Annotated in this window: 17 protein-coding genes; 6 read left to right on the top strand and 11 right to left on the bottom strand. The window is 47.4% G+C overall.

Features of this window, described 5'->3' with window-relative positions:
* Positions 1–152: 152 nt before the first annotated feature.
* Positions 153–950: a DUF4382 domain-containing protein gene (locus PKOR_RS06285; protein WP_046309763.1), complete on the top strand. Its 798-nt coding sequence runs from the start codon at positions 153–155 to the stop codon at positions 948–950.
* Positions 951–1,087: 137 nt separating this feature from the next.
* Here PKOR_RS06285 and PKOR_RS06280 read toward each other — a convergent pair whose 3' ends face one another.
* The 3 genes from PKOR_RS06280 to PKOR_RS06270 form a co-directional block, all read right to left on the bottom strand.
* Positions 1,088–1,564 (bottom strand): DinB family protein, encoded by a 477-nt coding sequence (locus tag PKOR_RS06280; protein ID WP_046309762.1) that lies wholly within the window; start codon positions 1,562–1,564, stop codon positions 1,088–1,090.
* 5 nt (positions 1,565–1,569) lie between these two features.
* Entirely contained in the window at positions 1,570–1,965 is a 396-nt protein-coding gene (locus tag PKOR_RS24040) for a DUF6970 domain-containing protein (protein WP_046309760.1), read from the bottom strand.
* 91 nt (positions 1,966–2,056) lie between these two features.
* Complete coding sequence (locus PKOR_RS06270) at positions 2,057–2,437, bottom strand: diacylglycerol kinase (RefSeq protein ID WP_046309759.1); 381 nt, start codon at positions 2,435–2,437, stop codon at positions 2,057–2,059.
* A 109-nt stretch (positions 2,438–2,546) separates the two neighbouring features.
* Between PKOR_RS06270 and msrA the strand changes: the two genes are divergently transcribed.
* From msrA to PKOR_RS06255, 3 genes are all read left to right on the top strand, one after another.
* Positions 2,547–3,218: a peptide-methionine (S)-S-oxide reductase MsrA gene (gene msrA / locus PKOR_RS06265; protein WP_046309757.1), complete on the top strand. Its 672-nt coding sequence runs from the start codon at positions 2,547–2,549 to the stop codon at positions 3,216–3,218.
* 110 nt (positions 3,219–3,328) lie between these two features.
* Positions 3,329–3,523: a hypothetical protein gene (locus PKOR_RS06260; protein WP_046309756.1), complete on the top strand. Its 195-nt coding sequence runs from the start codon at positions 3,329–3,331 to the stop codon at positions 3,521–3,523.
* Between the two features lie 54 nt (positions 3,524–3,577).
* Positions 3,578–4,255: a hypothetical protein gene (locus PKOR_RS06255; RefSeq protein WP_046309754.1), complete on the top strand. Its 678-nt coding sequence runs from the start codon at positions 3,578–3,580 to the stop codon at positions 4,253–4,255.
* 2 nt (positions 4,256–4,257) lie between these two features.
* On the opposite strand, the gene PKOR_RS06250 is transcribed toward PKOR_RS06255, so the two are convergent.
* The 6 genes from PKOR_RS06250 to PKOR_RS06225 form a co-directional block, all read right to left on the bottom strand.
* Positions 4,258–4,569, bottom strand: a complete 312-nt coding sequence (locus PKOR_RS06250; protein WP_046309753.1) for a peptide-methionine (R)-S-oxide reductase — start codon at positions 4,567–4,569, stop codon at positions 4,258–4,260.
* A gap of 51 nt (positions 4,570–4,620) precedes the next feature.
* Positions 4,621–5,019 (bottom strand): methionine-R-sulfoxide reductase, encoded by a 399-nt coding sequence (locus tag PKOR_RS06245; RefSeq protein WP_046309752.1) that lies wholly within the window; start codon positions 5,017–5,019, stop codon positions 4,621–4,623.
* A gap of 123 nt (positions 5,020–5,142) precedes the next feature.
* A complete protein-coding gene (locus PKOR_RS06240; protein ID WP_046309751.1) occupies positions 5,143–5,712 on the bottom strand; it encodes a pentapeptide repeat-containing protein in 570 nt (189 codons plus the stop codon).
* Between the two features lie 18 nt (positions 5,713–5,730).
* Positions 5,731–6,207, bottom strand: a complete 477-nt coding sequence (locus tag PKOR_RS06235; RefSeq protein WP_046309750.1) for a YdeI/OmpD-associated family protein — start codon at positions 6,205–6,207, stop codon at positions 5,731–5,733.
* Between the two features lie 43 nt (positions 6,208–6,250).
* Complete coding sequence (locus tag PKOR_RS23380) at positions 6,251–6,754, bottom strand: YkgJ family cysteine cluster protein (RefSeq protein WP_148561643.1); 504 nt, start codon at positions 6,752–6,754, stop codon at positions 6,251–6,253.
* A 298-nt stretch (positions 6,755–7,052) separates the two neighbouring features.
* Positions 7,053–7,922 carry a hypothetical protein gene (locus tag PKOR_RS06225; protein WP_046309749.1) on the bottom strand — a complete coding sequence of 290 codons (870 nt, stop codon included), beginning with the start codon at positions 7,920–7,922 and terminating at the stop codon, positions 7,053–7,055.
* An 80-nt stretch (positions 7,923–8,002) separates the two neighbouring features.
* Between PKOR_RS06225 and PKOR_RS25225 the strand changes: the two genes are divergently transcribed.
* On the top strand, positions 8,003–8,833 hold the full coding sequence (locus tag PKOR_RS25225; RefSeq protein ID WP_052738740.1) for a transposase: 831 nt from the start codon (positions 8,003–8,005) through the stop codon (positions 8,831–8,833).
* Between the two features lie 13 nt (positions 8,834–8,846).
* Positions 8,847–9,677: a transposase gene (locus PKOR_RS25220; protein WP_052738739.1), complete on the top strand. Its 831-nt coding sequence runs from the start codon at positions 8,847–8,849 to the stop codon at positions 9,675–9,677.
* 114 nt (positions 9,678–9,791) lie between these two features.
* Here PKOR_RS25220 and fumC read toward each other — a convergent pair whose 3' ends face one another.
* Both fumC and PKOR_RS06210 read right to left on the bottom strand, forming a co-directional pair.
* Entirely contained in the window at positions 9,792–11,189 is a 1,398-nt protein-coding gene (gene fumC / locus PKOR_RS06215) for a class II fumarate hydratase (protein ID WP_046309748.1), read from the bottom strand.
* Positions 11,190–11,746: 557 nt separating this feature from the next.
* Positions 11,747–12,463: a hypothetical protein gene (locus tag PKOR_RS06210; protein WP_046309747.1), complete on the bottom strand. Its 717-nt coding sequence runs from the start codon at positions 12,461–12,463 to the stop codon at positions 11,747–11,749.
* Positions 12,464–12,655 lie beyond the last annotated feature (192 nt).

The raw sequence follows: 12,655 nt of genomic DNA, 5'->3' as shown, positions 1-12,655 counted from the left end.
CTGAATGTTTTCAGAGAAATCCAGCAGAAATTACTCTTTCTGCTGGATTTTATTTTTTAAACGCTATATATTAAAGTGCAACTTTTGTCCGTTTAGGTGTGTAAAAGGAGCTTTATATAAAGCATAGTGTCTTTAACTGATGCAATTTAAGTATGAAAAAAAAGATTTTATTCCCTTTGTTGTTGAGTGGCCTAGTGTGGTTCAGCTCATGCGATAGTAACAACGACGACAATGGTACGGGCACGGCCCGCATGGAAGTAAGAATGACTGACTCCCCGGGCGATTATGAGGAGGTGAACGTGGAGATCGAGTCGGTGCAGATTCATAAAGGAGACGGAGACAGCGAAGATGGTTGGTTAACGCTGGACGACATCAACCCTGGTGTGTACAACCTGCTGGATTTTGCCAATGGCCGTGATACACTGCTGGCCAGTGCAGAACTGCCTGTGGGGCATATCTCCCAGATCAGACTTATACTTGGCGACGACAATTCTGTGAAATTGAAAAGCGGCGAGGAAATTGCCCTGAAAACGCCAAGTGGACAGACTTCAGGCGTAAAGCTGCAGCTGGATGCACACCTGGAGGATGATGTAACCTACATGGTGCTGCTGGACTTTGATGCGGCTAAATCGGTAGTGCCTAAAGGCAACGGCGGTTATAACCTGAAGCCGGTAATCCGTACCATTACCCAAGCAATTGCTGGTGGTATCAAGGGCAAGGTAACGCCGGCAGAGTATAAGCCGGGCATCTATGTGATCTCGGCTGCCAACGACACCATTGGTGGTTTTGCTAACGACAACGGCGATTTCCTGATCAAAGGTGTGCCGGCAGGTACTTATACTGTTAAGTTCTATACAGAGAACGACCTGCACAACTTAACTGTTGAGAACATAAGCGTATCGCAAAACCAGATACTGGACATGGGTGTGGTAGAACTGCCACAGGAGTAAGATTTCAGACTCTAGACAAGAGACTTTAAAGAATATTTAGAGTTAATTCTCCAAAAGGAAAGGCTGCCCAGATAGTGGGCAGCCTTTCTTGTTACTGTTGACAGATTTTTAATCTTATGTCTAATATTTAGCGTCTCTTAATACACCTGCCCCATCAGCTCGCGCACGTAGGTTACGTAGTCGGTGTTTGGTGGGGTATGGCCGTTCTTGCGCAGATCAGTGGCTGTCTGAGCACGGTGATAGGTGGCGTGGTTAAAAGCGTGCGTCAGGATATCAAGTACGCGGGTGCTGTACTTATGGCCTTGGCTGTTAGTATAATCAATCAGGCGGTTAAATTCAGCCTCGTCAGAGTTAGCTACCAGTTCAGCAATTTTATAAGAGGCATACTCATGCAGCTTCTTCAGCTCTTCCAGGTTGTGCTCCTGCCATACTTTTACAGGGCTTTCGGTGCCAGTGATGCGGGCAATCCAGATAGCTTGCGCGTTAAGTGCGTGGCTAAAAAGGCGCGCTGCATTGGCTGGTACCTCAGGCAAGCTGCTGAACACATCCAGCATAGTTTTGTTTGCCCAAATGTTATACTCCGATAGGTTTTTTAATACGTCGTTTCCGGTCATGGTTATCAACTTTCTCGTTTATCTTCCCAAACAATAGTTTCGTTTTTGCGCTGCTCAAAAAAGTCGGGGCAGCGGCCATCTCCCTTACCTGTTATGCCGCCATCAGGTTCGCAGAGCAGGTTGCCCTTTGCGTCGAACAGCTGGCTGGGCACATCGCAGCAGCGGCCGGTAAGGTAGTATACTTCCTGCCCACCGTAGGTATAACGGTAAATTTTAGCAGGCGGGTTGGCAGGTGTTTCCAGTTTCAGCTCCCCTATCAGCTTTGTTAGCCAAGTGGGGCTTTCCTGTTCTATAGCGCTAGGGGCACTACCCGATTTGCAGGCACCCGCGGTTAGCGCAACTGCAAGAATGGTAATCCAGAAGCTGCTTCTATAAAAGGACCTGCTTTTCTTTTTTGTCATCGACAGTGCAATTTATAGATTTTTACCAAAGATGTTTGTTGAGACATCAACAGTATAGGCAAAAGTATATACGCTAACTACAGATACTGCTTCAGAAGTATATTTTGGCAAACGACAGCAGGTAAGGGAAAAAGATGATGGTTCCTATCACAGCCGCTGCTATGGCAGCTATAAGCACTGCCCCGGCAGCCAGATCCTTTGCCCTGCCAGCCATTTGGTTAAACTCCGGCGATACCAGATTTACTATCGTCTCTATGGCTGTGTTGATTATTTCTGCCGTTATCACTAGGCCCATACTTCCTACCAGCAGGCACCACTCCACTTTGGTAACATCAAAAGTTAGCCCCAGCAGCACCACACCTATGGCCGACAGTATATGCAGGCGCATGTGCGGCTCCGATCTTATAGAAGCGTTTATCCCCCTGAAGGCAAACTTAAAGCTGTTATAACGTTTCTTAAAGTAGGTGCGCATTGATACCAAGGCTTACGATAGACTAAGATAACGGGGTTTAGCGAAAGAGTGTACGCTAGTGCCTGATCTTTGCCAGCTACCTTTTTAGTAAGAGACAAAAATTGCAGACATGGCCATTCCTGATCTTGATTTACAAACATCCGAAAGAACAGAAATTGCAACTTTTGCAATGGGCTGTTTCTGGAGCCCCGACGCGCTTTTTGGAAGTATAAACGGTGTGGTAAGAACTAGAGTAGGCTATGCTGGCGGCACCACCAAAAATCCCTCCTACTGGCAACTGACAGATCATATAGAAACAGTACAGCTGGAATACGACCCTGCCATACTGAGCTATGAGAACCTGCTGCAGCTGTTCTTCTCCAACCATAAACCTACCCGCGAGCCTTGGAAGCGGCAGTACGCCTCGGCTATATTTTACCACAACCCCGAGCAGGAGAAGCCGGCGTACCTAGCAAAGGAGCAACTGGAGGCACAGGCAGGGCAAAAAGTGTTTACAGAGATACACCAATACAAAGAGTTTTACCTGGCTGAAGAGCGGCACCAGAAGTATAAGTTGCAGCGGCGACCGGCACTATGGGAGGAGTTTGAGGAAATGTATCCTGATTTCTACGATCGCATCAGCTCTACTGCCGCAGCAAGAGTTAATGCATACCTCTATGGCTACGGCAGCAGAAAAGAGCTGGAGGCAAATATCGGCGGGTTTGGCTTATCCCCTGCTGCACAACATTTGCTGCTCCAGAAAGCAGCTGCTCCCAAACACATCAGTTGTGATGCATTGTAGGCACCAACCTGATTATCAAAGAACAAAATTCGTTTGCTTTATAACTAAATAATTAGTTAATTAACGATAGATTTAGTTTACACCTGTGTCTTCACTCAAAGCAAACTTATATGAAAAAGCTGTTTTACGTTGTGCCGGTGCTGATAATCGGCTTGTGCTCCTGCGCAAAAGATCTCTACAACAGGCCTGTTACAATAGACCAAATGGAATTCACGAACAAGGCTGGCGAAAAGTATGAGGAACAGTTCGGGCGGGTAAACGGGTGGTTCCTACAGAAGGTAAAGGCACTGGAGGCAGAGAAGTAAACCTTCCGGATTGATACGGTTGCTAAGAAGCGCTACCAGAAGTATAACCATACGTTGGTTGCTTCCCTGGAGGAGCTGGTGGTAGATGATCAGTCAGGGCTATACTATCAGCTGTACTTGAGGCCGAACAACGGCATCGGAAAAATAAAGGGCAATGTGCAGCACGACATGTACAACGAGCTTAAGCTGTACTCCCCAGAAAAATCTTTCCTGCATCACGAAGAGCAGTTTTATACGGACAGCATTGTGGCAGGGCCTTTCAATAGAGTGGTGCCGATACAGGAATTCTTAGAGCCTTTGAACTCCAGCCAACCGGATATGATCAGCTTCTCCGTTGACAGTATTAACTTTCCGAAAGGCTTCAAAAAGCGGCACAGAAAGTATATAATTCGGATGGTTAATAATACCATTGTGCTAATGCAGGAGCGAAATGCTGCCAGCAAAAATAAACAGGGGATGCAGTTCAACTACTACCCTAACTTCAAGTCTAAGGCGGAGAATGTGCCTGCCACTTATGCTGTAAACCTAACTGTTACAGATGACCCCATATCCAATAAAATTACAGTAAACATTAGCAATCCAGGTTACACCCCGGAAAGATGGCAGTCAACAAAATCATCCTTTAACCGGCGGGACTTTTTAGATGGGCACACCTACAAAGCTAACTATTCGCTCCATTTGCTGGCTCCATCCTTTCTAGGCAATATTTACTACTCCAAGCACTCAAAATAGCGCTATTCTGGCTGTAGTTTTATAGCATCAGCATTTATGCAATAGCGCACGCTGATGGGTGTTCTGCCGTCTTGGAACAGGTGGCCGAGGTGTTGCTTGCACTGGTGGCAGAGCAGTTGTATGCGGTGCCTGCCATAGGTATCAAGCGGCTGGTGCTGCACGTTCTCCCCTACCTGCTCCCAAAAGCTGGGGAAGCCAGAGCCTACCTCAAACTTTTTGCTGGCTTCAAATAGCGCCTCACCACAGCGCGAGCAGGTATAAAGACCTTCCTCTTGTTGCCGTTCTGTTGGGTCTATCTTCTGGTTCCGGACCATAGGCTTACACCGAAAGAAAAAAGCAGCTGTGGTTGCAGCTGCTTTATACTGTTATTGGTTCTCCAGCTCCTCTACTGGCACAAACTTCATGGATAGGGAATTAACGCAGTGGCGAATGTTCTTTGGTGTCAGGTATTCCCCTTCGAACACGTGGCCCAGGTGTCCTCCACAGTTGGCGCAGACAATCTCGGTGCGGCGGCCATCCGGGTCAGGCAAGCGTTTTACGGCTCCGGTTATCTCATCGTCGAAGCTCGGCCAACCGCAGTTTGATTCGAACTTATATTCCGAAGTATAGAGTGGCGCATTGCAACGGCGACACAAGTATACACCCTCTGCCTTGTTGTGCTCGTACTCCCCTGTGCCCGGATACTCGGTGCCTTTATGCAGGATAATACGTTCCTCTTCTGGTGTCAGCTTGTTATACTCCGATGGATCTTTCGCTATTTTCATAGGTTATCTCTCTTTTTTGCTCCTTTTATACGTGTGTAATTGAGAACAATGAATAAAGGGCTAAGGTTTTGAAAAAGCCACCTGTCGTGGCCTAAACAATGGCTAAAGATGTGGTTATATATGCTAGCTGATCTCTATGCCATACTTATCCAACAGGCCAACAACCTCAGGCAGAGAAAATTTTGCTTTCTTGATGCGGTTCTTCTCAGGATCGATTTGGTAGTTGTAGGAGGAGCGGAAGTCTGTCTTCTCCAGCACTGTGTTGTCGAACATGGCGTTGGCTAAATCGCAGTTGCTAAACGCAGCTCCTGACAGATCTGCCTCAGCAAAATCAACTTCCCGCAGGCTGCAATTTTTAAATGTTGCCTTCTTTAAGCTGAGCTTATAGAAGGACGATAAGTTTAACTGGCAGTTGTCGAAGTTCATGGACAAAAGAAACTTGTTACAGCCCTGGAAGTGCAGGCCGAGCAGCTTACAGCCTGAAAACTGTACCTCTTTGAAAGCAGTATCCGCAATGTTGGCCATACTTATGTCGCAGTTCCTGAACTCGCAGTCCATAAAGGTAGAACCAGCCAGGCTTGAGTTCAGGAAAGTGCAGTTATCAAATGTGCAGTTTTCATACTCCCCCCTCGGCAGGCCTTCTTTTGAAAAGTTTATACCTTTATATATTTCGCCTTCTGTGTATCTATCCATTTAGTTTGATCCGGTTTACTAGTCGTGCAGCTTTTTGCGGTTTAATAGTTTATTGATGGCCTGAACGATACGCTCCACCTTCGTGTCGTCTGTTTTGGCGCTATAGATCCAATCTACGAAAGCTTTTTGCTCGCCTTCAGTATAGCTCATAAACGTATCGAAGGCACTGGGCTCATCTTTGAGGCAGAGCAGCAATTCTTCCGGCACTTCCTGCGGTGTATTGTCTGCGTAGAGTATAACCTGCACCCAGTCCCCGGCTTGTTTCTTTATCTTCTTCCGGATCTCGGCTTTCACCGGCAGGAAAAGCTTTCCGTTGCCCATCGGCATCAAATGATAGCCTTTCAGTTCATAGCCATCGATGCTACCTCTCACCCTCACCCACCCGAAGTAGGCATGCTTATCCGGAGGGATTTCTGGTATAGCAGCATAAGTCCAGCCGCCTTTGCCGGGGAATTTTTCGAGTAGGTATAGTTTGTCGGTTAGTGGTTGGGGCATGGCAATTATCTAAGACCTTTTATTCGGTCAATAGTCTTTTGCTTTAAAATATAGTGACACCAAATTCCTTTGACAGTAGACTATCAAGTTGCTTGATGTCCGCTATTAAATCTTTGAAGTCTGGTGTTTTCGATAACTCATGCTCGTTTTTTAGATACAGCTTTCTCAACTCGGCCATTTTAAAGTAAAATGATTGGGATTGTAGCTTAATCTGTAGGAGCGCTAACTTTTCTTCTATAGCGCTCTTTCTCTGTTTAGCCACCTCTATTGTTTCGATAGCCGAAGTATAGTCCAGTTCTTTTCGGTGGAAGGCTTTTAAGAGTTCGCAATCATAGCTGGCACATTGTTTCGGCCTGTCTGAGTAAATAGTGCAGCCATCACAATACTTATTACAGGGCTGAATAAGAACGCCATCTCTACTTGCCTCCTCAATATCCGTTAGCTCTCTTAACACAGGCAACTCTTCATGGCTAAGCTGTACAAAACCAATCAGGGTGCCATCGCAACACAACCCACAAGACAGACATAAATTTGTTGAATCAATCATACTTCTGAATTTAAGCACTTCATCATGTGCTGTCTAAAGGTAGCTTAAATTGCAGCCAACTATAATATAAACGGAACACTACACCTTTTAGTCGTCTTTGCTGGCGTAAGCTTATAGTTCGTACTATAATACTTTTGAGTTAAAAAGAGTACGAGCTATAAGCTCGCACTAGCGGGGCGAAGCGGCATTATGGCGGCAAGTTATATAATTGCAGAAATGTAGTTGCGGTACACGCCGGTTGAGAATGGCTGTGAGATATAATCACAAGTTCCGCTGTTCCTGAATTTTGGGATGAGTGCTATATGTACTCGAATTTTTTAAGGCACTTTACCCTGCTTTCATTTATCATTTTATCAAGATACCTAATATAGGCTTGACCAAAAGGTAAAGATGTTTGGGACATGTCTACTCTCTCAGCAAGGTCTAATACACTTTTTAATTCATCCCTAAACTTTGCAGTAAATTCCGTGTCTGCTTGAAAAAGAGTTAAATACGCCCAGTCTTGGAACTTAGAGAAAGCAGGATAGTGATTTTTGATAATATCAATAATATAAATTTTAGATTCTTGTAACTGAAGAAACTTCTTCGAGAGATTAGACCACCTATCAGATTCAAGCAAATCCTCTTTAAGTAAATAAATATTTCTTCTTTCTTCCCCCAGCTCGATATTAGCTATAACCTCTGATGAAATTCTTAGAAACGAATTATGGCTAGTGTAATTTCTTAAATCCTGTATGAACCTATGTACAGGATTATTATCAAAATAGCTCTCTTTACTAATTTTGAAGTTTTCAGCAATTTTTGGATTTGAGTAAATGTATTTTCTCATATTACTTCTCGAGAAATCGACAGTAGCAAATACACTACTCAAATAATTGAAAAGTTGCATTGTGATAGCTCTTTGCTGTCTCCACCTATACTTTGGATTAACATCATTCCATGTTCTGTGGTGGTTTGCTGTAGAGTTATGAAGCTTATCTAGCTTTATTGAATGAGAGTAATTGTATTTAAGGATAGATATTACTTGACGATTTGCTTTAAGAAAGCGATAAAAGTCATAATATTCACTTCTCTTAAAATCATCTAAGATGTGAAGGTATTCAAAGGTGCCTTTCTCTTTTACTTTGTGGTAAAGACTGAAAAGGTCCCTTTTATCTATTTCGTTCATGAAAACAATATACAAAAAAGGGGCTGTCCAAAAAGGGCAGTCCCTTTTTCATTTATTCGCCTTTTGCTATTTTAGTAGGTATGAAAAGGCGCAACGTTGTTTTCAAGGAGCAGCCGGGCCACCAGGTGGTCCTGTTCCCCCAGAGCATCGGAGACCGGATTCCGGAGGGCCACCCGGTGCGGCTCGTGGACCGGGTGGTGGACGAGCTGAACATCGACCGCATTATGGCCACCTACAAGGGAGGGGGCACCAGCAGCTATCACCCGCGCATGCTCTTGAAGGTCTTGTTCTACGCTTACCTGAACAACATCTACTCCTGCCGCCGCATCGCCCAGGCCCTGGAGGAAAACATCCATTTCATGTGGCTGGCTGGCGGCAGCACCCCGGACTTCAGGACCATCAACCACTTCAGGAGCCAGCGCCTTAAAAACCAGGTCCAGGAGCTTTTCGCCCAGGTCGTGCGCCTGCTGCACCGTTTGGAGTATGTGAGCCTCGAGACCCAGTACGTGGACGGCACCAAGATAGAGTCAGCTGCCAATCGCTACACCTTCGTGTGGCGGGGCGCGGTGGAGAAGAACAGGGAAAAGCTGGAGAGAAAGATCCGCAGCGTGCTCTGTGACATCCGCCAGGCCATCAGGGAAGACAGGAAAGCGCCCGTGGAGAAAGCACCCGAGAAGGTGGATGCCCAGCGCCTGAAAGAAGAGATCCGCCAGCTCAATGAGCGCGTGGCTGAGCTGGACAAGAAAGCCCGGAAGCAGGTGGCCAAACTGGAAAAAGAGCACCTGCCGCGGCTGGAAAAATACGAGGAGCAGTTAGAGAAGCTGGGTGAGCGCAACAGCTACAGCAAAACGGACGAGGACGCCACCTTTATGAGAATGAAGGAGGACCACATGAAGAACGGGCAGCTCTAGGCCCGCCTACAACGTGCAGATCAGCTCGGAGAGCCAGCTGATCACCAACTTCTCTGTGCACCAGCGCCCGGGCGACACGGCCACCCTGATCCCCCACCTACAGCAGTTCCAGGAGCATTACCAGCAGCAATCTACAGCTGTCGTGGCCGATGCCGGCTACGGCTCGGAGCAGAACTACGCCTGGCTCGCAGAGCATCAGGTAGAAGCCTATGTCAAGTACAACTACTTCCACTCCGAGCAGAAGCGCAGGTTCAAAAATGACATCTTCCATGCCCAGCAGCTGTATTATAATCAGCAAGAGGACTTTTATGTCTGCCCCATGGGCCAGAAGCTCGAGAAGGCAGGAGAGTACGAGCGTACATCTGATTTAGGTTATGTTTCGCAGGTGAGCCGCTACCAGGCCCGCCGGTGCGGGGGCTGCCCGATGAGAGGGCAGTGCTTCCAGGGCAGGGGCAACCGCATGATCGAGGTCAACCACAAGCTAGGCCGGTTAAAGGCCAAGGCACGGGAGCTCCTGTTGAGCGAGGAGGGGGTGCGCCACCGCAGGCAAAGGGCCATTGAGCCCGAGGCGGTGTTCGGTCAGGTGAAGGGCAACAACCGCTTTACCCGCTTCCGTTTGCGAACGCTTGCCAAAGCAGAGGTGGACTTTGGCCTGGCCGCCATGGCCCATAACCTGCGCAAAGTAGCCCGAAAGGGAGTAAAAGCCTTCGAAGAGGCGCTGGAAAGGGCCGCCTCCGGCCTCTCTGGCGCGCTGAAACAGCCGACCGCGGCTCATGCTTGCTTGCTGGACCACTTTTCCGCCTTTTTCAGCCCGAGACGAGCCGTTCTCTACATGGCCGCCTGAAAAACAATAGCAACCGGATAAACGCAAAGAGGGCGCCCTTTTAGGACACCCTCTTCCTTTATCAATACAAGTATAAATCTTGTGTTTTGCTACGTGTGTCGTGATATGCAGAGACTACTTCTTCAAGCTACCGATCATATCCTCTGGGCGTACCCACTCATCGAACTGCTCGTTGGTAAGCAAGCCAAGGTCGATAGCTGCTTGGCGAAGGGTAGTGCCCTCTTTGTGTGCTTTCTTGGCAATCTTAGCAGCGTTGTCGTAACCGATGTGCGGGTTCAGGGCAGTTACCAGCATCAGCGAGTTCTCCAGGTTATGCTTAATGCGCTCTCTGTTTGGCTCGATACCTACAGCACAATGCTTGTCGAACGAGTCGCAAGCGTCGCCGATCAGCTGGGCGCTCATCAGCAGGTTGTAAATCATCACCGGCTTAAACACGTTCAGCTCAAAGTGGCCGTTCATGCCACCTACAGAGATAGCTACGTCGTTACCAATTACCTGCGCGCAAACCATGGTCATGGCCTCAGCCTGCGTTGGATTTACTTTACCTGGCATGATGGAAGAACCTGGCTCGTTTTCTGGGATCAGGATTTCAGCAATACCAGAGCGTGGACCAGAAGCCAACAGACGAATATCGTTAGCGATCTTCATCAAAGAAACAGCCAGCTGCTTCAAAGCGCCAGAAGTTTCAACCATCGCATCGTGCGCAGCAAGTGCCTCAAATTTGTTAGGAGCCGTACGGAATTCGTGACCAGCATACTTTGAAATCTTCTCAGCTACCAGTTCAGCATAACCTTGTGGTGTGTTCAGACCAGTACCTACAGCAGATCCACCCAAGGCAAGATCTTTCAGGTGATCCAGCGTGTTCTCCAGCGCTTTCATACCATAATCCAGCTGCTTCACATAACCAGAAAGCTCCTGGCCCAGTGTAAGCGGAGTAGCGTCCATCAGGTGCGTACGGCCGATCTTCACCACATCCATAAACTCCTCAGACTTACTGTGCAGCGTGTCGCGTAGTTTTTTCACCAACGGAAGCGTGTGCTCTACCACTTTTTTGTAAGCGGCAATGTGCATAGCCGTCGGGAAAGTATCGTTAGAAGACTGCGACTTGTTTACATCATCGTTCGGGTGGATTTTCTTTTTCTCATCCAGCAGATCGCCGCCAAGCAGTACGTGGGCGCGGTTAGCTACTACCTCGTTCACGTTCATGTTAGACTGTGTACCAGAACCAGTCTGCCACACTACCAGCGGGAATTCGTCATTCAGCTTGCCTTCCAGAATCTCATCGCATACAGTAGAAATGATATCAGCTTTTTCCTGTGCCAGCACGCCCAGCTCTGCGTTAGCCTGTGCAGCCGACTTTTTCAGAATAGCAAAAGCTTCGATTATCTCCTGTGGCATGCGCTGCCCACCAATAGTAAAGTTTTCTCTCGAACGCTGTGTCTGAGCGCCCCAGTATTTGTCTGCAGGCACCTCGATAGGCCCCATGGTGTCTTTCTCTACGCGAACTTGCATATGGTTTATGTTTGGTTTAAAGGAATATCTGTACGTAGCAAAACTATAAAATATTCTGCAAAGAGACTTTTAGAGGAAAGAGTTTTCTGGGAGAGCCGGATGAACGGTTTTTCTATAGCGGTGATTCTAACCACCCCTGCCTTGATGGGAGTTTTACTGTAGTTACTTTGGCTAAGATATAAGCCCTGTAGTTAGAGCTATTCAGGTGAAACCACCCCTAACCCCTCCCGAGAGGGGATTAGTTTGGAACGATCACATCTCTGTGACCTACGGACGCAAGTTTCGACTCTCGTCTCACTTGACCTCAAGGGGGCAGTTGCAAAAGCAGGTGCTACCGAATTGATCCCAGTCCTTGGGTTGAGCGCCTTGTGAATGTTGCGGTGCCCGTTAAGGGCAGCCCGCAGCGGAGCGAGGAGCAGCTTCAGGCACACCGCGCGATACCCGAGGACGAGGCTTCCCGGCCTAGAGGGCACCAAAGCCAGAGATGAGTGTAATGCTAAGGATGAGCAGCAGCTAATAAGTATAGCCGGTATAAGAAGTAGAAGTATAAACCTCCCCTATCGTATCACCCGATGCCCGGAACGCTCTGCCAGCAGCGCAATCATCTCCAGTTGCACAGGCTTCAGGTAAGTGGTGTTCAGATTAGTGTTATCTTCAAAAGAAACCAAGTACTCCCCTTCTGCGCCGAGGTAATGTATACTTTCAATATCATCCAGAGCATAAGAGCGCTGCTCCAGCATCAGGTTAGTTATCTCTATTCGCTCCTCATCAATTGTTACGTGCCAGCGCAGGGCATACCAGATAACAACACCAGATATTAGTAGCATTAGTAGAAGAAGGACATTATAAGTACGGTTGGAGTTTCGTCCCTCCATACGGGCAGTGTAGTTCTTGTACATCTCATAATCCTGTCCGAGCAGCGAGCTTTGTACCAGGCGCAGCGGCAGTATGGCCAACGTTAAACCCAGTAGTAGTCCCGGGGCAAACAGTGCCCTGAAATTTGGCGTGAGCACATGCAGGTGATCTTTGGAAGCATGGATGATACTGGAAATCATAGCCAGCACACCGGAGCTGAAAACAGACAGCAAGCAGGCAAAGAAAAAGTAAGCAATAGTCAGCTTTAGCTCTTGCTTTTGCATGTACTTCATCTCATCAGCCGACATGGCTTCTACATGCAAGGCAGGCGACAGACGGCGCAGTGCATACCGAACAACCGGCAGTAATAGGGCAACGGCAAAAAAGGCAATTAACAGACTTTTAATTATCTCCAGCATAGGGTAATGTATAATGCCCCCAAAGTTAATACGGTATCCTTAATTTTCGGTAGATAAAACTAATAACCCCTTAGGCTAACTATCGGCTGCTTCAATTGTACCAAAAAACTCCTTCTTTTATAAAGTTTCATGGCTGGCAACAATGCTATATCAGGTATGCTAAAGCTGAAGCTATTCGATATTGTACACCTT

Origin of the sequence: Pontibacter korlensis, from assembly GCF_000973725.1 — a bacterium.
In the GTDB taxonomy this organism is placed as follows: Bacteria; Bacteroidota; Bacteroidia; order Cytophagales; family Hymenobacteraceae; genus Pontibacter; species Pontibacter korlensis.
This window is presented reverse-complemented; position numbering and strand designations above follow the sequence as displayed.

Excerpts from the sequence above, each read along its gene's own strand:
- PKOR_RS06285 (WP_046309763.1), top strand. The coding sequence starts at position 153 with ATGAAAAAAAAGATTTTATTCCCTTTGTTGTTGAGTGGCCTAGTGTGG.
- PKOR_RS06280 (WP_046309762.1), bottom strand. The coding sequence starts at position 1,564 with ATGACCGGAAACGACGTATTAAAAAACCTATCGGAGTATAACATTTGG.
- PKOR_RS24040 (WP_046309760.1), bottom strand. The coding sequence starts at position 1,965 with ATGACAAAAAAGAAAAGCAGGTCCTTTTATAGAAGCAGCTTCTGGATT.
- PKOR_RS06270 (WP_046309759.1), bottom strand. The coding sequence starts at position 2,437 with ATGCGCACCTACTTTAAGAAACGTTATAACAGCTTTAAGTTTGCCTTC.
- msrA (WP_046309757.1), top strand. The coding sequence starts at position 2,547 with ATGGCCATTCCTGATCTTGATTTACAAACATCCGAAAGAACAGAAATT.
- PKOR_RS06260 (WP_046309756.1), top strand. The coding sequence starts at position 3,329 with ATGAAAAAGCTGTTTTACGTTGTGCCGGTGCTGATAATCGGCTTGTGC.
- PKOR_RS06250 (WP_046309753.1), bottom strand. The coding sequence starts at position 4,569 with ATGGTCCGGAACCAGAAGATAGACCCAACAGAACGGCAACAAGAGGAA.
- PKOR_RS06245 (WP_046309752.1), bottom strand. The coding sequence starts at position 5,019 with ATGAAAATAGCGAAAGATCCATCGGAGTATAACAAGCTGACACCAGAA.
- PKOR_RS06240 (WP_046309751.1), bottom strand. The coding sequence starts at position 5,712 with ATGGATAGATACACAGAAGGCGAAATATATAAAGGTATAAACTTTTCA.
- PKOR_RS06235 (WP_046309750.1), bottom strand. The coding sequence starts at position 6,207 with ATGCCCCAACCACTAACCGACAAACTATACCTACTCGAAAAATTCCCC.
- PKOR_RS23380 (WP_148561643.1), bottom strand. The coding sequence starts at position 6,754 with ATGATTGATTCAACAAATTTATGTCTGTCTTGTGGGTTGTGTTGCGAT.
- PKOR_RS06225 (WP_046309749.1), bottom strand. The coding sequence starts at position 7,922 with ATGAACGAAATAGATAAAAGGGACCTTTTCAGTCTTTACCACAAAGTA.
- PKOR_RS25225 (WP_052738740.1), top strand. The coding sequence starts at position 8,003 with ATGAAAAGGCGCAACGTTGTTTTCAAGGAGCAGCCGGGCCACCAGGTG.
- fumC (WP_046309748.1), bottom strand. The coding sequence starts at position 11,189 with ATGCAAGTTCGCGTAGAGAAAGACACCATGGGGCCTATCGAGGTGCCT.
- PKOR_RS06210 (WP_046309747.1), bottom strand. The coding sequence starts at position 12,463 with ATGCTGGAGATAATTAAAAGTCTGTTAATTGCCTTTTTTGCCGTTGCC.